10 protein-coding genes are annotated in these 20,560 nt (G+C 47.2%); 1 reads left to right on the plus strand and 9 read right to left on the minus strand.

The window, feature by feature from the left end; translation table 11 throughout:
* Positions 1 to 44: 44 nt before the first annotated feature.
* From ABQ275_RS23915 to ABQ275_RS23955, 9 genes are all read right to left on the minus strand, one after another.
* Positions 45 to 2,495: a BamA/TamA family outer membrane protein gene (locus tag ABQ275_RS23915; protein WP_349315663.1), complete on the minus strand. Its 2,451-nt coding sequence runs from the start codon at positions 2,493 to 2,495 to the stop codon at positions 45 to 47.
* Positions 2,479 to 7,554, minus strand: coding sequence for a translocation/assembly module TamB domain-containing protein (locus ABQ275_RS23920; RefSeq protein WP_349315664.1), 5,076 nt, complete (start codon positions 7,552 to 7,554; stop codon positions 2,479 to 2,481). The genes ABQ275_RS23915 and ABQ275_RS23920 overlap by 17 nt, the downstream gene beginning before the upstream one ends.
* Positions 7,555 to 7,842: 288 nt before the next feature.
* Positions 7,843 to 8,475 (minus strand): hypothetical protein, encoded by a 633-nt coding sequence (locus tag ABQ275_RS23925; protein ID WP_349315665.1) that lies wholly within the window; start codon positions 8,473 to 8,475, stop codon positions 7,843 to 7,845.
* A 238-nt stretch (positions 8,476 to 8,713) separates the two neighbouring features.
* Positions 8,714 to 10,186, minus strand: coding sequence for a glutamate synthase subunit beta (locus ABQ275_RS23930; protein WP_349315666.1), 1,473 nt, complete (start codon positions 10,184 to 10,186; stop codon positions 8,714 to 8,716).
* 66 nt (positions 10,187 to 10,252) lie between these two features.
* Positions 10,253 to 14,779: a glutamate synthase large subunit gene (gene gltB, locus ABQ275_RS23935; protein WP_349315667.1), complete on the minus strand. Its 4,527-nt coding sequence runs from the start codon at positions 14,777 to 14,779 to the stop codon at positions 10,253 to 10,255.
* Positions 14,780 to 15,156: 377 nt separating this feature from the next.
* Positions 15,157 to 16,698 carry a family 10 glycosylhydrolase gene (locus ABQ275_RS23940; RefSeq protein ID WP_349315668.1) on the minus strand — a complete coding sequence of 514 codons (1,542 nt, stop codon included), beginning with the start codon at positions 16,696 to 16,698 and terminating at the stop codon, positions 15,157 to 15,159.
* An 87-nt stretch (positions 16,699 to 16,785) separates the two neighbouring features.
* Positions 16,786 to 18,654 carry a mechanosensitive ion channel family protein gene (locus tag ABQ275_RS23945; RefSeq protein ID WP_349315669.1) on the minus strand — a complete coding sequence of 623 codons (1,869 nt, stop codon included), beginning with the start codon at positions 18,652 to 18,654 and terminating at the stop codon, positions 16,786 to 16,788.
* Between the two features lie 63 nt (positions 18,655 to 18,717).
* A complete protein-coding gene (locus tag ABQ275_RS23950) occupies positions 18,718 to 19,170 on the minus strand; it encodes a methylglyoxal synthase (protein ID WP_349315670.1) in 453 nt (150 codons plus the stop codon).
* A gap of 59 nt (positions 19,171 to 19,229) precedes the next feature.
* Positions 19,230 to 19,745: a ferritin gene (locus tag ABQ275_RS23955; RefSeq protein WP_349315671.1), complete on the minus strand. Its 516-nt coding sequence runs from the start codon at positions 19,743 to 19,745 to the stop codon at positions 19,230 to 19,232.
* Positions 19,746 to 19,897: 152 nt separating this feature from the next.
* On the opposite strand from ABQ275_RS23955, the gene ABQ275_RS23960 reads away from it, so the two are divergent.
* Positions 19,898 to 20,494: a NifU family protein gene (locus ABQ275_RS23960; protein WP_349315672.1), complete on the plus strand. Its 597-nt coding sequence runs from the start codon at positions 19,898 to 19,900 to the stop codon at positions 20,492 to 20,494.
* The last annotated feature ends 66 nt before the right edge of the window (positions 20,495 to 20,560 follow it).

Raw genomic sequence — 20,560 nt, forward strand, 5'->3', positions numbered from 1 at the left:
ATTGTGTGAACGATGATTGATAGCAATCATTGTTCACACAATTATTAAAATGGATAACCTATTGCAATATTCAGGATCAGGTTTTTTTTGCGCCATTCGGGTTCTCCGAAATTTATTTTGTTGATCACCCAACGCTCATTTTCCGGTAGGTAAGGAATGCGGAGTGGTATGGCCACATCAAAACGTACAACCACAATAGAGGCGTCAATGCGCAAACCGACACCGGCGCCTACAGCGATTTCTTTATAAAATGATTCCCATTTAAACCGGCTGCCTGTTTTATCAGGTACTGCTTTCTGTAACCAGATGTTACCGGCATCTACAAACGCGGCGACATTGAATACGCTGGCTACATGAACCCGCAACTCGGAGTTGAATTCCAGTTTGATATCGCCGGCTTCATTGGCGAGCAATGAGGAGGAATCTACCTGTGGATTATGAAATGATCCGGGGCCTAGTGTACGCGCCCTGAACGCACGGATACTACTGCTACCACCGGTGAAAAACTGTTTTACAAAAGGCAGCGTGGTAGAGTTGCCGTAGGGCAAACCATAGCCCAGAAATAAACGGTTGATCCATTGTTTACCTTTCCCCAGGCTCCAATAGTGGCGGCCTTCCAGGCTTAACCGTTCATATTGCGCAAAGGGATTGTTTAATATGTTTTTGGTAGAATCGCTTTTCTTTATCAACAGGCCCGCAATATTGCCGGATACATCGATATTCCCGCTGAGGTAAAAACTATGTACCCGGTTGGCTGCCTGATTATTGTAGGTGATGGTGTAGTTGCCACCCAGGATAAACTGTTTTTCTATAGCCGACCGTTGGCTGGGATCATTGACGAGGATACTATCGTATGCTGCTGTTGTTTTAGTGGGCAGCACATAAGTAACGGCTATCGGTGAAAACACGTGACTGAGGTATGCAGAGCGTTGCCAGAGGTATTGCAACTGCACCGTATATGCGTTCAGGTTATACAGATCTGCGCGGCTGTATAATTCATATCCGGCGCTGATACGTGTATGCGGAACGTATGGAGTACGGATATTAATTCCTTTTATCGGTGTAAGGAAGCGGGGAATGGTTACCGCTGCTTCTGCTCCTAATACATATGAATTTCCGCCACCCGCTTTATTATTACCTGTTTGCCATTCGAGGCCGCCGTTGAGTGTTATTTCCAACAGGTTGGCAGCATGCAGCCAGTTACGGTTTTTAGCAGAGAGTCTTACTTCGGAGCCCACAAACCCATTTGATTTGGAGGTACCGCGTAATTCTGCCTGAAGGGAACGGCGCTTGTAAGGTGTAAGAAAAAACTGGGCATCGAGCCAGCCACTATCCAGGGATACTTTGTTATTTACCATGGCACGATACGTACTGGCCAATGTGGTATCGCGTTTGTAGGTGGCCTCTTTTGCGGGACTTAATCTCCTTACCGTAGTATCGCGTCCTCCGGGGCCATTCAGCCCTCTGCCAACGATGGTGTGTCTGCTGGTATCACGTATGGGGCGGAAAGAGCCTTTCACAAATTTAAATACCCCCAGGTTGATCAGACGTTGCAAGGTGATGTTGTGAGAACTCAGCCGGTATAAACTATCCGGCCGCAGAAATACGGAACGCTCAAATACAATGGGCTTGAAACGTTTGGCAGAATCGACGATGTAAATACCGTGATAATTTAAAGGCGTACCTACAGTGGAGGTAGAATCATTATCCAGTGAATAATCCGGGAACAGGCTAATATCATGCATCCGGTAAGGACGCAGCGCCAGCAGGGGCGTGTTGTCTTTTATCTTCACAAATAAATCAACAGTTCCACGGTTGGTACTATCTACCTGTACCAGTAAATAATCGGGTGTAAAATAATAAAAACCCTGTTCTTTCAGACTTGCGTGTATGCGTTCCCGTTCGGCCTTGACGGAGTCCAGCGAATAGGGCGCACCTACCACCAGAGAGCTTTCATTCGCAGTACCGGTAACGGCTTTGCCAATAGAGCTGCTATCTGTTAAGAAGGTAACACTTTTAATTGTGTAGCGATGATTGGGAGTTGCAGTGTAATTGATAGACGCTTTTTTCTTTCCTGAATTTTTTACGGCAGATGTTACACCGGCCTGAAAGAAACCGTTATCAACCAGGTATTCCTGGAGCACAGTGCCGGTATAATCCGGCTTGGCCTTGCTGAGTAATACAGGAGGCTCTCCCCATTTTTTCCGTAACAGGTAATTGAGGCCTTTCCCTTTAGGCTCTTTACCCATATTATATAACCACAGTTTTAAAGGCATGCCGATAAACTTCCGGTTGGGATTGGGCCGGATCCTTTTTTCCATATTCTCTTTCAGCGAGCCATAGTCTTTCGGTTTTTTATCTTTCCATGTTACTGAACTGCCGGTGTACAGGCGATCACCTTCCGGCACGGTGCGCGTAGTGCTACAGGAGCTGATGCCCAGGAAACCCAGACAGCATATGATACAACAGATAATATGGCTATTTCTTTTCCGCATCCTGATTGTTCGTGTTTTTATTTTCCTTCTTATCTTTTTTGTCCCGCAGCTTCTGCGCTTTTTTTGTGTCTTTTGTGCGTTGCAGAATTTCTCTGAATTCATCATAATCCATCACGAGCATAAACGCTACGCCCGTTTCTACAAACTGTCCCTGGATGACGGTTTGGTTATCATTACGCTGATATACACGTATCCTGTATCGGCCATCACGACTTAGTTTATACTCGATGGAGATATCGCCTACCAGCGAGCTGGCGCTTTGCTGATTACCAGTTAAAACAATATTGGAACCAACGGAAACGGTTAAACGATCATTAAACAGATTTTTAGAGGCACCGATATTGAGGTTAGTGGTTTCCTGTGCTGTGCCGGTAGAATAATCTTCTTTGCTTTGCAGATCAAAATTGAGATCTACGCCTTTTATAAGATTGCCCGCCAGGTTATTGAGCTGTTGTGATAAAATTTTGCTCACGCTGTTACGGGCTGCCTGTCCTACCCCACCACCGCTGTTATCGAGGGTGTTCATCGGATCGTCTGGAATGAAGGTATTTAATACCAGCAATCCCATTACCTGTTTGTTCAGCTCTGATGGTACCTGGTTTATTTGTTTGATGCGATTGTAAGGCGCACCATTAAAATCATTGCGTTCTTTTTCCGGCATATCCAGGCGGAAGCTGATATCGGGTTTTAACAGGCTTCCTTTGATCATCAGGTAAACTTCAAAAGGAATCCTTTGTTTGTAGGTATTTCTTTGCTGCGCAGTCATACTTCCCAACTGATCCTGCACCAGGTCGATGGCGGGAGCATTCACGGTGTATTTGGCCGTGATATCCATGTCTGCGCTCATGGCATCTCCGTTGAAGGAGATGAAGCTACCTTTCTGAATATCGAAGGAACGTTTTATGAGCTGGTTCAGCGACATTTCATACTTACCTTCTGTAATTTCATAGCGGCCGGTCAGGCTCATTTTGCTGCTTGGGTCCAGCGTAGCATTGAGGCTTGCCGTACCTTTTGCCTGTACATAATCTCCGTTTTCTTTATCAATGATAATTTTCAGAACAGACTCCGGTGTTATTTCCACATTACCGGAGAAAAACATTCCCTTCAATCTTGGGTTGCTGTATTTGATACTATCCAGTTTCGCCAGCAGCGCGGTGTCAATAGGGTTTGATTTATCAACAAATTCCACAACGCCTTCCCGGTCTGCCAGTCCCGGTTCTTCCTGCGGGAGCATCACGGTTACACTTGATTTATCGCGCAGCTTCAGGTTGGCGTCTACCCGTGGGAGGTCCATTGTGCCGCGGATCTTCACTTTGCTGTCAATGAATGCGGGCCCGTAGATCCATTGTTCTTCGTTTTGCTGTTTGCCCAGGGCCATAAAATTGTCAGCATTAACATCCAGGTTGAAGTTATACTTCATATAGTCGGATGTATTGATGCGGCCATTTACTACCAGTTCATTATTGAGGCTATCGGCAATGACGAGGTTGTTGAATAGGATTCCTTTTTCATCGATCACAATATCTTCGTCCGGCAGGTGAAGGGTGTTGCCAATGTAGTTGATGGTGCCACCGGCATTATTGAAATGCAGGTTGCCTTTTACAGCAGGTTTTGCGGTGGTACCGGAAATATGAAACTGCCCGTTGGCGCTGCCATACATGTGGGATACATTACCCATTGTAAAAGGCTCCATGGTGGCCATGTTCAGGTTGTTGATATCTACCTGTGCATTGATAGTACTATCGTAGTTACCATCTATTTTTATATCATTTTCATTTCCGGAAAGTGCTGCGGTAAGTTTATACTGATTGGGTTGATCGTTTTCCACGGTAGCATTGAGTGTTCCCATACGTGTATTCTTCACCGTTAGACTGTCCAGTGTTAGTTTAGCGTTGATAAGGGGAGAAGTATCCCAGTTGCGTACAAGTGCTTCGGCATTCAATACGCCGTTTGCCAGCAAGGTATCTGAAGCCAGCAGTCCGGTGATGGTGGATAGCTGAAAACCAGCAATATTGGCCTGTAGTGCTTTGGTGGTGCCGGTGTCTGACCGGGTACTGATCTGGATAGACTGATCGCCCTGTGATAATTTGATGTTAGCGGTATCCGGTGCGCCGTCTTTTATCCGCAGGATATTATTTTCAGCCACGGTCCACTCCTGTTTATTGAGCAGTAGTCCGGGTTTGAGAGATAGTTCCATCACACTATCCGGCAGGAAGGTTAAGAGGCCTCCTACTTTATATTTGGGCTGTTTTTTTATATCATCCAGTAAAAGGTCGAAATTGACTACGCCTGTGTTGGCGCGGGCTCTCAGCACCGTGTGATACAGCGGGAAAGTAGGGTGTTTCATGTCTACCAGTGAAACATATGTCTGCAAGGAAGTGTCTACGATGCGGGCATAAAGTTTCAGGCTGTCTATTTGTAAAGAGTCGTAATTAATTTTAGGCATGTCTGCGCGGAGAAAGAGCAGGCTGCTATCGCTGTTGAGGCGGCCGGCTATTTCCAGGGGCACTTCCATGTGAAGGGCAGGCATCATGGCTTGCAGGCTGCGCGGCCATTGCAATGACGCGGTCCATTGCAGGTGTTGTCCTGCAGGGATTTGTATGATGCGGCTGGAGTCGTCTGGCAGCAACGGTTTCATGATGATCCCACTGAAGGCGCTGCCTACTTTTGTATAATCGATGATCCCATTGGCGTTGATGAGTCCGAACGGGCTTTGCAGGGTCAGGTATTGTTGATCGCTGTATTTGGCTATCAATGAGATGCTGTCTAATGGAAACACGTTCCCATTGGTGGTTATCTGCCAGTCGGTCAGAAATGCAGCGCCATCCAGGTGTGTTGGTTCCAGGCTGTTAAAATCCGCGGTCAGGTTTCCTTTCAGCGTTAATGGCGCTGTATACCAATGGGTAGCATAAAGGTCAGCTTTGGTAAGTTCCATATTGACTTTCAGGCCCTGGATAGAGGTATCTGCCAGGTTGCCGCTGATATCAAAGGTGGTTACCAGGTTGGTATCTGCACTTTCTCCCTTTGCTTCAAATACGCCTTTATTCAGGGCTGCATTCAGGGCTACATCATGGTAAGTGTATTTATTGTAGGTGGCTTCGTTTAGCTGGATGGCTGCTTTGGCTACCATCTGCCGCAACGTATAGCCCTGACCGGTAGCACTCATTTTTCCAGCTATCCATCCGTAGGTGGTATCATACAGCATGATGCCGGGGTGAACCCGGAAATAAGAAACATTTACATCATAGCTGCTGTGTATGCTATCGGCGATGTTGACCAGTTGGGCATCGACTGTTGCAGTAGCGATGTCGCTTTTAAGCTGCAATTGGGTGAGCATGTTTTTCATGCCGCCTTTAAACATGCCGGTAATGATCATGTGTTCGGGAAGACGCGGTGTGTCCGATAGCGTACCGGCGGGTAGCCAGGAACGCAGCGGTGTATTGCCTGATTCAACGAAAATGTCGGGCAGGTTGGCATTGAGGCGGTCCATATCTGTAACATGTTCCACCTGTGCGTTTTCCGTTTTTATGAGATTGCCTTCATGATCGTTTATGTACAGCGTTTTGATATTCAGGAGTCCGAGATTGCCTTTTAATATAGCCGCCAGCGTTAGTTGCTTTTTCCACAACGGATCAAAAGATTTGTTTTTTCGTGCATCGGGAACAAAGGGTAGCCATTCTGCCAGTGCAATATGCACGGAGTCGAGGTTGGCATCCAGCCCCAGCTGATCAAGATGATCGGAAATGCCGGACCAGGATGGAACGGTAACAGCGATGTGTTTCCGGAAAATGCTTTTGTTTGTTTGCAACAGCATGTTTTGCAGTACGAGGCTGTGGGGCGTGAACAATACGTTCATATTTGCCTTACGGATGGCAAAGCCGGACCAGTCGCGTGCAGTCAGTGATTTTAATGCTACACTGATGCTGTCGGGTTTATATTTTATGTTGGAGATCCTGCTGTTAAAATTGGTCAGCAGCAGGTGATTATAATCGGGATCGGGACCGGCAGCTTTGGGTGCGGGGCTGCCGTTATCATAACGGAATGCGAGGCTGTCGAGGTTTACCTGCGTGGCAAATAGCTGCCAGGTGTTAGGAACCGTGTCTGGTGGCGCCGGGGTGGTGTCTTTACCGGGTACCATAGACAGCATTCCCCTGGTATTGCGGATGGTGAGATCGCCAACCTGTATGCGGGTGGAATCCTGGTCCAGGCTGCTGTTGCGCAATACCAGGCTTCCTACTCTCCAGGCGGTGCTGATACCGATGCCATCGTTGCTGTACAGGAACGAGCTATTAGAGAGTTGTAGTTTTTTAAGCAGCAGGTGAAAGGCGGCGCTGCTGGTATCTACCGGTGGTGGTGGCGGTGCGGCAGCCGTTGCAACAGCGGGTATATAATTTTGTTTGAAGAAACCTTTAAGGCCATCCAGTGTTATCCCCCTGAAAGCGTAAATACCATCATCTATCAGCAGATCATCGGGATCTATGTGCAGTGTTGTCCAGGTAAGTACGGCATTCATACCGCCGGGTACATCTATATAACTGACTTTCGTATGGCGGAGGGAAACGTCTTTGATCCTGAACTGCAGCGTGGTGCCAGTGGCCGGGGCTATTGTATCGGGGGTGGCATCTTTACTGCTGAATGCATCCGCAGCAAACTGGTAGTTAAAGGCGGTGTCGCCCTGGTGGCGGTAAATATTTACCAGCAGGGTATCCCATTCCAGTTTATTGATCTGTAGCTCATTGTTGAGCAGCGACAGGAGATTATAATGCACCCGGAGGCTGCCGGTATAAAATAATGCCTGGTTGGCTGTATCGGCCACATATACATTCCTGAGTTCGAGGTATTGCCATCCACGGGCGTGGAGGTAGCCGATCTGTACTTTTGTACGCAGCTTTTTCTGCAGGTATACTTCCCCCTGCTCCCGCAAATAATTCTGCACGCCGTTTAGCTGCAATAATAAAACAGCCATTACGGGCAAGAGGAGCACCGCAACAACAATCCATAAAAGCCATCGCCACCAGGGGCGGCCGTGTTTTTCTCCGGTTTCTGCTGGTTCTGTCACTATGATTTATTACTAATAGTAATTTACTGAAAATAAAACGCACAAGCGTCCTAATGGTTTACTTTTTCACATGAGATAATGCTCCCGTACGTCTGAGGTGGGGTATCACAAAATCCATACCCGCAGGTATAAGGGGATAAATAATTATTGCAAGGATACATTAATTACGGGAACGGGCATACTAAAAATTAAGAATTGCGAATGACGCATTGCGCGGCTGTGGGTGGATTTTAGCGGATGATAGCATCCGTTGCTATTACAAATGGGATTTTTATGCCGGGAGTATGATCATTGGAAAACAGGTTTATTCCGTTGATTGAACTGGTCAATATAATACTCAAGTTGATCTTTTCTGGCATTATCTCTCCTGAATTCTTCCAACAAATCTTTATCCTGCGGGAGAATATATTTTTTGAGATTATAAGCAGAAAGCTCCAGGATTTCACCGGTGATGATGTTAATCACTTTCTTCAGCCGGACGGGTGTGCTGATGCTGTTTACCGTCATGTCTGCCTGATTGTAGTAGCCGCGGGAAGGTTGTACGCCACGAAGTTCATAGATGCAGTAATAACCGGCTGGTTCTATTTTATTGAGGCCGTTGTCTTTTATGTAGATATACTGCCCGTCGCAGTAGCCCCAGTAATTTTTTATTTTATGTTCCTGTCCGGCGGCATCGCGCATGACGAGCTCGTTCCTGTTTGCCAGCAGATAGATCTGCGCTGCGGAGCTACGGTTTTTTATAACAAGGTCGCCTTCTCCGGAGGGATTGTTTGTTTGAAATTCTTCAAAAGATTTATACAATCCTTTTTTCAGGGCGTGCGCGTAGATGATCAGGTCGGCCTCATCTTTATTTTGTGCCGCCGATATCATGGAAATAAAAAAGATCGCGAAAAAACACCACACCTGTTTCATAGGAGACAAATGTATCCTGTTTAGGGAGCGGTGTACAGAGAAATAGCTGAATGATTGTTTTGTTTCTGCTGATGTGAGATTTCTGTCTCTAAATTCTTTCCCGCTGTATCAGCAGAGCCGTTGTTGTAAAAAAATATAGGCCGGGTAAAAACCCGGCCCGGCTGAAGGTTACAACAAAATCTAAACCTGCTTATGAGAAAAATTTCCAGTGTTTAGCTGATATTTTAAAGTGGCTAAAAGCCAATTATTATAATGCCATTGCCTGTAGTGAATGATCTTTACTTTCCAGTTGGGAGCTGCCCATGAGGAATTCGTCCACTTTTCTTGCGCACTCGCGGCCTTCACTTATAGCCCATACCACCAGCGATTGTCCGCGGCGCATATCGCCGGCAGCAAATACTTTTGGTATAGATGTCAGGTATTCTTTTTCTGTTGCTTTTACGTTGCCACGGTCATCTTGTTCCACTTCCAGCTGATCCAGCATGCCGGTGTGCTGCGGATGTACAAAGCCCATGGCTAATAAAGCCAGTTCGCAGGGTACATCTCTTTCAGATCCGGGCACTTCTGTAAACTTAGCGGGTCTGCCCTCGCTGGAAGTCCATTGCAGGTCTACCAGGCGTAGCGCCTTCAGGTGGCCGTTATCGTCACCGATAAATGCTTTGGTTGCAATAGCCCATTGACGATCAGCACCTTCTTCATGAGAAGACGATGTTTTTAATATCATGGGATAAGTAGGCCAGGGCATGAATTCGTTACGTTCTCCCGGAGGTTTTGGCAACAGTTCCAGTTGCATGATGCTGGTAGCGCCATGACGGTTGCTGGTACCAACGCAATCGGAGCCGGTATCACCTCCACCTATTACTACTACGTTTTTGCCGGTAGCAAAGATATCATTTCCTTCCACAGGAAGATTAGCAACCCTTTTATTTTGCTGTTTGAGGAAGTCCATGGCATAGTGTACACCTTTCAGCTCACGGCCGGTGATGCCCAGGTCGCGGGGAATGGTAGACCCACCCGCCAGCACGATGGCATTGTATTCCCTGAGCAGGTCGTTGGCACTAACGTCAACGCCTATGTTGGTATTACACTGAAATACGACTCCTTCTTCTTCCATCAGTTTCACCCTGCGGTCGATGGTCCATTTTTCCAGTTTGAAATCGGGGATACCATAGCGAAGAAGTCCGCCTGGTTTATCATCGCGTTCAAACACGGTTACCTGGTGACCGGCATAGTTGAGCTGTGCAGCAGCAGCCAGTCCGGCAGGACCGGAGCCAACTACGGCTACTTTTTTGCCGCTGCGCATACGGGGCGCTTTGGCTTGTACCAATCCTTTATCGAAAGCAATTTCAATAATATGTTTTTCGATTTCCTCAATCGTTACCGGCGGCTGATTGATGCCCAGCACGCATGCACTTTCACAGGGAGCCGGACAAATACGTCCGGTGAACTCAGGAAAGTTATTGGTAGAAGTAAGGATTTCGTATGCATTTTTCCAATCCTGGCGGTATACGGCGTCATTAAATTCTGGTATCACGTTACCGAGCGGGCATCCGCTGTGGCAAAAGGGTACGCCGCAATTCATGCAGCGGGCTGCCTGTTGATTCAGTTTGTTATCAGGGAAGCGGTCTATAAACTCGTTATAGTGGCTTACCCTTTCCCGTGGATCCGCTTTCCCGGGCTGCTCGCGTGTAAATTCCAGGAATCCTGTAGGTTTACCCATAAATTTCCTCCACAGTCCCTTACCTGCAAGGGATATTTTGATGATGAATGTTAATTGTTTGCTGCCTTAACGGCCGATCTTTTCTTCCAGCACTCTTCCTGACTTCAACACTGCCTTGTATTCTTTCGGGAATACTTTCACAAAGTGACGTAATTGATTTTCCCAGTCTTTCAGAATAAACTTCGCCACCGTACTATTCGTATAGGCGTGATGTTTAGTGATCAGATCCTGCAGGATGGTTACGTCTCCCTGGTCCATAGGGTCCAGATCAATCATATCCCGGTTGCAGTTACTGGCGAAAGTACCTTTTACATCATATACATAAGCAATACCACCGCTCATTCCGGCGCCGAAGTTACGGCCGGTTTCACCGATGATAACTGCTTTACCACCTGTCATATATTCACATCCGTGATCGCCTACTCCTTCCGCTACAACAGTAGCGCCGGAATTACGTACGCAGAAGCGTTCGCCTGCTTTACCACGGATATATGCCTCACCTGAAGTGGCGCCATAGAAACATACGTTGCCTGCTATGATATTTTCCTCTGCCTTAAATCCTGCTTCTCCGTGTGGATACAGGATCAGTTTGGAACCAGACAATCCTTTACCGAAGTAGTCATTCGCTTCTCCTTCCAATTCCAGTGTAAGACCTTTGGTAGAAAAAGCACCAAAGCTCTGACCGGCGGAACCGGTAAATTTGAAGTGCAGGGTATCTTCCGGTAATCCTTCGCTCTTGTAGCGTTTGGATATTTCATTGGAAAGGATAGTGCCAACGGTACGGTCGGTATTCTTTATCGGGAACTGCTGGTATACCCTTGCTTTCTTTTCGAGCGCCGGCTGTGCTGCTTTTAACAGCTGCCAGTCGATCACTTCGCTGATGCCATGATCCTGTTCTTCCTGTTTGTACAGGCCGGTTTCAGGGGCAGCAGGTTCTTTAAATAATATAGGTGACAGGTCGAGTTTCTGCGTTTTCCAGTGAGTGATATTTTCACGCATCTGGAGGCATTCTACTTGTCCCACCATTTCATTGATTGTACGGAAACCCAGGTCAGCCATGATTTCGCGGAGTTCTTCCACGAGGTAGGTGAACAGGTTTACAACGTGTTGCGGATCGCCGGTGAAGCGTTTGCGCAGTTCGGGGTCCTGTGTGGCTACACCTACGGGGCAGGTATTTACATGACACTTACGCATCATGATACAACCTTCCACAATCAGTGCAGCAGTAGCTACACCCCATTCCTCTGCACCCAGCAAAGTGGCAATGGCAATGTCACGACCAGTTTTCAGCTGACCATCTGTTTGCACTACTACCCTGCTACGGAGTTTGTTTTTTACCAGTGTCTGATGTGTTTCAGCCAGACCCAGTTCCCAGGGCAATCCTGCGTGTTTGATAGAACTTTCGGGAGAAGCGCCGGTACCGCCATCGTGGCCTGAAACCAGGATCACATCGGCTTTTGCTTTGGCAACACCCGCGGCGATAGTGCCTACCCCTGCTTTGGATACCAGTTTTACGCTGATACGTGCGGCACGGTTGGCATTTTTCAGGTCATAAATGAGCTGCGCCAGATCTTCAATAGAATAAATATCATGGTGCGGTGGTGGTGAAATAAGCCCAACACCAGGAGTAGCGTGTCTTACTTTCGCGATCCAGTCGTCCACTTTATGACCGGGCAGTTGTCCGCCTTCACCGGGTTTAGCACCCTGGGCCATTTTAATCTGTAGTTCGTCTGCATTGGTCAGGTAGTAGCTGGTAACCCCGAAACGGGCGCTGGCTACCTGTTTGATGGCGGAGCGCATAGAGTCGCCGCCAGGTAATTCCTGGTAACGCAGTTCATCTTCTCCTCCCTCACCGGTATTGCTTTTGGCACCGATGCGGTTCATGGCGATTGCCAGTGTGGAGTGCGCCTCGTGTGAAATAGATCCAAAGCTCATGGCACCGGTAGCAAAACGCTTGAAGATGCTGGTAGCTGGTTCTACTTCTTCTATGGATATAGCGGCACGGTTACGCTTGAACGAAAACAGGCTACGCAGGGTAGCGGCTTTTTCGCTCTGGTCGTTGACCGCTTTTGAATACTTTTTGAAAACGCTGTAATCTCCTGTTCTGGTAGAAAGTTGCAACAGATGGATAGTATTGGGATTAAAGAGATGGAATTCCCCTTTACGTTTCCACTGATACACACCGCCTTCTGTCAGACGTTGTACAGGTGTTTCTTTACGACCGTAGCCCATCCAGTGTTTTGCCAGTGTTTCGCGGGCAATATCATCTGTTGTGAGTCCCTGTATACGGGAAACGGCACCGGTGAAATATTTGTCAACCACCTGCTGACTGATACCCAGTATTTCAAAGATCTGCGCACCCTGATAGGATTGCAGGGTAGAGATACCCATCTTGGAGAATACTTTCAGCAGTCCGTCGCAGATTGCCTTGATATAATTTTTCTTCAGTTTGTCTACATCGAGTGCAGTATCCAGCTTGCCGTTCAGCTTCATATCACGGATGGTGCTGAGCGCCAGGTATGGGTTGATGGCGGTTACGCCAAAGCCCAGCAGGCAGGCAAAGTGATGTACTTCCCATACATCGCCGGCTTCTACTATCAGTCCTACAGAACCACGATGGCCCTTGCGGATCAGGTGGTGGTGTACTGCTGAAGCAGCCAGGATAGAAGGGATAGCGGCGTGCTCGGAGTCGATGGCGCGGTCGGAAAGGATAATCACTTCAAAACCATCTTCCACCGCATCTACCGCATAGCGGCAAAGACGGGCAAGCCCTTTTTCGAGGGAGCCGGGTTTTCCGTCTGCCTTGAAATAGGTATGTAATGTTTTAGCCTGGAATAAACCGGTATCAATACTACGTACTTTTTCCAGTTCATGATTGCTCAGGATTGGATGACGCAGGGCCAGACCATGGCAGTGCAGCGGATCTTCATCCAGCAGGTTGCCATTGTTGCCCACAAAGGTGGCCAGCGACATCACCAGTCTTTCCCTGATAGGATCGATAGGCGGGTTGGTTACCTGTGCAAACAGCTGTTTGAAATAGTTGCAGAGGTGTTGCGGCTGGTTGCTTAATGCTGCCAGTGGCGTATCGGTACCCATGGAGCCGATCGGTTCTTTACCATCAATAGCCATCGGGGCGATGATGTGATCCAGGTCTTCCGTACTGTAGCCAAATGCGCGCTGGTATTTAAAGATCTGTTCGTGTTCTAGGTGAGTAAAGGTTACTCTTGGTTCAGACAGTTCTTCCAGGCGGATCTTGTATTTATTCAGCCATTCGCCGTAAGGTTTCTGGGAGCAGATCTGTTGTTTCAGCTCTTCATCACCAATGATGCGACCCTGGTCCATGTCTACAATAAACATTTTACCGGGTTGCAGGCGGCCTTTTTCTTTGATATTTTTAGGATCGATCGGTAATACACCGGCTTCAGAAGCCATGATAACGCGATCATCTTTTGTTACGACAAAGCGGCTGGGACGCAGACCATTACGGTCGAGCGTGGCGCCGATGATCTTTCCGTCTGTGAAAGAGATAGAAGCAGGTCCATCCCATGGTTCCATGAGGGAAGCATGATATTCGTAGAATGCTTTCTTTTCTTCACCCATGTGTTCATTACCATCCCATGCTTCCGGTACCAGCATCATCATTACGTGCGGCAGGGAGCGGCCTGTCATGGTAAGCAGTTCGATCACATTATCCAGGCTGGCGGAGTCGGATTGTCCTTCTTCCACAATGGGAAGCAGCATTTCCATTTCTTCCTGGCTGAAATATTTAGACACAAAGTCTCTTTCGCTGGCGCGGAGCCAGTTGAGGTTACCTTTGAGCGTATTGATTTCGCCGTTGTGCGCAATGTAACGGTACGGATGCGCTAGTCTCCAGCTGGGGAAAGTATTGGTTGCAAAACGGGAGTGGATGAGGGCGAAGGCAGATACCATCTTCTCATCACTCAGGTCAGTATAATAATGACGTACCTGGTAGGTTGTCAGCTGACCTTTATATACAATCGTTTTATATGACAGGGAGGCAATGTAAAACAGTGACTTTTCTTTAGGCACTGTATTGCGGACTGTTTTAGAAACGTAATTGCGGAGCACAAACAATTTGCGCTCAAAAACTTCCGGATCACTGATATGATAAGGACAGGCAATAAATACCTGTTCAATTTCCGGTTCTACTGATAAGGCGGTTTCGCCAATACCATCCGGACGCACCGGTACTTTACGATAGCCCAGAATTTCCAGGCCCAGTTTCTCTGCACTTCTTTGCAGAATTTCACGGCATTCTTCGCGCCAGCGAGGTTCTTTCGGAAAGAAGATCATACCTACACCGTATTTTCCGAATTCAGGCAGACGGATACCTATTTTCAGGCATTCGTCATAAAAGAATTCGTGCGGCGTTTGAAACAGGATCCCTGCCCCATCACCCGTATTCTGCTCACAACCGCAAGCTCCGCGGTGTTCCATGTTTTCCAACATGGTTAATGCATCACGTATAATATGGTGGGATTTACGACCCTTAATATGGGCTGTAAAACCTGTTCCGCAGGCGTCATGTTCAAATTCCGGACGGTATAAACCTTGCATTTTCACTTCATCCATTGGTTTAGATTTTTTGCTTTGGCACACACGCTCTTCCGACTTGTGCCGATAGTGGTGTACGATATTATTCGGGAACGGTTTAAAGATACTAAAGGAACGCGGTATTTTTTATATAAACATTTGTAAAGGGTGTAAAATTTAGAAAAATTGAAAAAATACGTTTCTTTCGTTAGAAAAATTGAAAAAATGAATGGCCCAAAACGACCTCCCGGATCAAAAAATCAGGGAGAGGGTGGCTGTAAGCTATACCAGGTCAGGCCAGCACAGTTAGACAAGAAAAAAAGGCAGCGGTCGCTTTTTGTGAGATGAGAAGGGGAGATTTTTGTCCCCGGAATACCCGGTATTTTGCCCTGGTATTCCGGGGTGACAGGCCGCTTTTATGGTTCAAAAATAAAGAACGGCTTCCCTCCTCTTAACTCCATGCGTAAGGGCTCGCCAACATGACTTTCATTTTGCATCCGGTCCAGCGCCGTAACCACGTAAGTATAGGTTTTACCCCTCACATAAGTGGCGTCTTTAAATTCAGGATCGGAAGCCTGTGGCAGGATACCGATTATCTTTCTCGGGTCGTTTATGTTCACCGGCTCGTTTTGCTCGAAACGATACAGCACATATTGCATGGTGTGACCACTGGTATCATCATCAGCCCAGTGAATTTCCAACCCGCCGGGTCTTTCAAAAGCATCAATAAAATAGGGTGGTTCCGGTGCCATATTGGGCAACCAGGCCATGGTGGGGCGTAACGCCGGGAATTTAAAGAGGTGATTGCGCAGGGTGTCTTCTATCCCCAGCGGATTTCCACTGAATGATTTAGCACTATAAAAAACACTTCCCTGTATGGTATTCAGGGTGCGTGCTTCTTCTATCTGTGTAGGCAGTTCACGGGGGTTTTTCCAGGCGGCATTACTGCCAAGGCGGTATACGCCATGGCCTATGTATATATGCCGGCCATAGCCGTGCTGGCTCCACCAGTTCAGCAGTACTTCGTAATCCGCCAGCCGGTGACCGCGCTCCCAGTATAATTGCGGTGCTACATAGTCTATCCAGCCATTTTTTAACCATTTCAATACATCGGCAAAAAGATCGTCGTAGTTGGTCATGCCACCCCTGGTATAGGAGCCTTCGGGGTCTTTGGCCCTGTCGCGCCACACACCAAACGGGCTGATGCCAAATTTTACCCAGGGCTTTTCTGCTTTGATCGCCACACTGAGCATCTGTATAATGGCGTCTACATTGGACCGGCGCCAGTCATCTTTCATCACCCCGTTGCCATAAAGCCGGTAGGAGCTGTTGTCAGGAAACTCTTTACCGGGAAGGCGGTAAGGGTAGAAATAATCATCGAAATGCACGGCATCTATGTCGTACCGTTTAACCACGTCGCGGATTACCGTGGTTACATAATTGCGTACTTCCGGGATACCCGGATCGAAATATTTTTTGTTGTCGTAAGTAACGAACCACTGTGGTTTCAGGCGGGTAATATGATTGGCTACCACATTATTGCGGCTGGCATTCATGGCGGCACGATAAGGATTGAACCAGGCGTGAAACTCCATACCACGTTTATGCGTTTCGGTTATCATGAACTCAAGCGGATCATAGTAAGGATTGGGGGCTTGTCCCTGTACACCGGTCAGGTATTCCGACCACGGCTCATACGGCGATGCATAAAAGGCATCGGTTGCCGGGCGAACCTGTACTATCATGGCATTCATGCCATTACGTTGCTGCTGGTTGAGGATTGCAATGAATTCCTGTTTTTGTTGCTCCGTACTCAGCCCGCGTCCCGATGGCCAGTCAATGTTGCCCACAGTGGCTATCCACACCGCCCGAAGTTCGCGTTTGGGCGGCATCTGTGCCCATGCCTGTTGCGTCATAATTATCCATAGGACCACGCCTGCTAAAAATTGCTTCAACATCTGCCTTACTTTAAACCGTAAGATGCGAAAATAGCAAAAGCAGGTCTGTTTCTACACAATTATGTGATTCTTATGGTGATAGGATGATTATTCCTTTTCCACTTTTACCCGGAAAGGAGGTGCATTATAATCTCCCGGCAGATGATCCGGTGGAATGGTAGTAGCGCCACCATCGCGGTGGGCATAGTAGTGGGGCGACATAATTTCTATTCCGGCGGCATTGAAATGGTCCTGGATCTGCTGGTGCAGGGAGGAATAAATTTGTGGCATCAACAGCGACTGATCTGTATAGGCATTGATTTCGTAAGCCACGGCGAAGTCATCAAGACTGGTTTGAAGTACAAACGGTTTCCTGTCTTTAAGCACACCTTCCGCTGCGAGGGCCGCGCTGATCAGTAATTCGTGTACCTGTTTCCAGGGTACATCATAACCAATGGTTACCGTGGTATGCAGTACCAGTCCAAGGTCTTTACTGGAGGAGGTAAAATTGATGGTGTGACCGTTGAGAATACTTGCATTGGGTACGGTGATCTCTTCATTTTTGAGGGTACGCAACCGGGTTACGAGCAATGTTTTTTCGATCACTTCTCCGGTAATCTCTCCTATCCTGACCATGTCACCGATTTTAAAAGGGCGCATATATGTAATGACGAAACCAGCCACCACATTGGAAATGGCCGAAGATGAACCCAATGAAAACAGGATACCTACAAAAACAGACACCCCCTGGAATATTTTGGTATCTGATCCGGGGAGATAAGGATAGATCACTACAAACATGAATGCATATAACAGGAACTTGATCCCGCTGGCTGTGGGCTTTGCCCAGTCGGGATAAAAGCCATTGAGTGTCAGGTTACCGACGGCTACTTCCGCAGCCAGGTAGTTAACCAGTTTTACCAGGTATCTGGTAATGATATAAATAACGAGTATGGTCAATAATTTAGGGAGATAATGCAGCAATCCCAACAGCATGGATTTGATGGGTGACAGCGTCCAGTTAATGAGTTTATCAGCAATGCCTTTTGTCCAGGGAAAGATGCTGAATATAAAAGGGAGTGTAATGTAAAAGATAAACAGGATCAGTACGATGCGGGCAACCCGGAGAATGCTGTAAGCAATACCCAGTTGCTTTTGCTGGTTGAGCAACGGATATTCTTTCACCTTTACGCCTTTGAAGTAGCGGTCTTTATGCTTGACGAGCCTGATGCGCAGGCGTTTGAAAAGGCGGTTGATGAAGTATACGATGATGCCGAATATCACCAGGATCAATGCCAGCCAGGCTATGCGGATCAGGATATATTGCAGGCTGTTTTGTTCTTTTTGTTGCAGGATCGTTTTTCTGATAATGGTTGCATAATTGGCGGCTACCTGGTTTTTATCCAGTTCCAGCCACAGTGCATCATCGTCGGTTACAGTTAGCAAGATGAGGTCGTTGTAGATAACGTCCACATTGTTTTCATTGGGTACTACCAGTAATGAGTCGGGAGAAAAGAAAGGGTCTTTTTCCAGTTGTTGTATTTTCCGGATGGTATTTTCTGCCCGCTCGCTGGGTTGCAGGGGCCCCAGTTTGTTGTAAACACTGAAAAGGGTGTCGCCAAAAGGTGTTACAGGAATGCCGATGGTAACGGCTTTCAGCTCATTGATGCGCTGGCGGCGGGTGATGTTTTTGAGCGAATCTGTTTGTTCAAATCCGGCCAGTTTTTGCAGTAAGGCTTGCTTGTGCTGATCGTTGTTGTTTTTCAGCTGCAGGAGCTGTTCCTGCAGGGCGGCTTTTTCAGCGGCATCGGCCTTCAGAAGAGAGTCGCTTTCCCGTAACAGCCGGGTTGTATTTACCAGTTGTGTATTGGTAATAGCGTCGCGGGTAGCTTTGCTGCTGTCTGTTGTCTGGGCAACAGCGGATAAACCCGCGATGACAATGGCGGCGGTTGATAAAAGGGTGAAAACAAATCTCATTCCCGAAGCTTTTATTTAAAGTACGGAAAATTCCTGAGGCGTATGCAGCTGACCGGTTACCGGCTATAATTTCCTTTGTGTGTATTGGGAATAATCCGGCAAGATCACTTCATAGTCCTGGTGCATGAGCGGAGAGGTAAGCAGAAAGTCTGCGGATGCACGGTTGCAGGCAATCGGAATGTTCCATACTACACCCAGCCGCAGCAGTGCTTTGATGTCGGGGTCATGCGGCAATGCTTCCATGGGGTCCCAGAAGAAAATGATGACATCCAGGGCGCCTTCTGCTATGAGGGCACCGATTTGCTGATCGCCGCCCAGGGGGCCGCTCAACAGCTTTCTTACGGATACGTCCAGCGCCTCTTCTATAAGCTTGCCGGTCGTTCCGGTAGCATACAGTTCGTGGCGGCTCAGCACAGTTTTGTTATAAATGGCCCACTCAATGAGTTCAGCCTTTTTATGGTCATGTGCAATGAGAGCGATCCTTTTGCGGGCTTTAAGCGTTTTTATTGTCTGCATATGTAATGCAAAAGTAACCAGTAGCGAGCAAATAAGAAATGCTGATTTGTAATAATGTGTTAATGTTTATCGGTTGTGTTCAGGGTGGCGAGATCCCGGTCAAAAATATAAAGGCCGCCTTTATCTTCCCCTATCAGTTTCAGTTTATCGAGAATATGCCGTGCCATGCGTTCTTCCTCAATCTGTTCTGTTACATACCATTGTAAAAAGTTATGGGTGGCGTAATCTTTTTCGCTCAGGCACATGTCTACCAGGTTATTGATTTCTTTTGAAACCAGTAATTCATGACTAAACACCTGTTCAAAAATGGCTTGTATGTTTTTAAACTTGACAGTAGGCTGTTTCAGGGCAGGAACCAGTCCGTGCCCGCCCCGCTCGTTGATAAATTTCAGCAGTTTCAGCATGTGCGCCCTTTCTTCGTCCGAATGGCGGTAAAGGAACTGGGCGATACCGTTGTATCCCTGTACTTCAGACCAGGAGGCCATTGCAAGGTAGTATTGGGAAGAGGCGGCTTCCATTTCTACCTGCTGGTTCAGCGCCGTTTCAATTTTAGGGGATAATTCTTTCAGTAACATAGTCTAAAAGTTTAATTGGAGGAGAGACGATGCGTAGCAGCAGGGGTATTATTTCTACCTATAACGATATTGTCAAATTCGATGGGATTAGCTAAAGGCGTCCTGAAATTATGCCCGAAAAATGCTACCTTTGTAAAGTAAATTAGGATAAAATGATTAAAACAGGAAATCCGATCATCAGCATATATACAGAAATGACGCCTAACCCGGAAACAATGAAGTTTGTGGCAAACAAACTCCTGTATCCTGGTAAAAGCATTGATTTTCCGGACGAAGCCAGCGCAAAACCGTCTCCTTTAGCTATGGAGCTGTTTAGCTTCCCTTTCATCAGGGGAGTATTTATTATGGCTAACTTTATTACGCTTACTAAAACCAATGAAACAGACTGGAATGATATAATTCCTACAGTAAAAGCCTTTTTAAAGGAATACCTGGAGGATAGCCGCCCTGTGATCAATGAAGACGAAGTGGTAGTAACGAAAGATACTGCCAGCAACACAGTGAGTGCAGATGACAGTGATGTGGTTGTAAGAATTAAGGAATTACTGGAAAATTATGTGAAACCTGCTGTAGAAATGGATGGCGGCGCCATTCAGTTCAAAGATTACAGTGACGGTACGGTGACACTGATGTTACAGGGTTCCTGCTCAGGATGCCCCTCTTCCATGATTACGTTGAAAGCCGGTATTGAAGGCATGATGAAGCGTATGATCCCGGAAGTGAAGGAAGTAGTGGCAGAAGCAGAATAAGCCATAGTTGAGTGAATGATAGTGTTAAATGAAAGCACAGTCTTAGTGGCTGTGCTTTTTTATTGT

Source organism: Chitinophaga sp. MM2321 (assembly GCF_964033635.1).
Lineage (GTDB): Bacteria > Bacteroidota > Bacteroidia > Chitinophagales > Chitinophagaceae > Chitinophaga.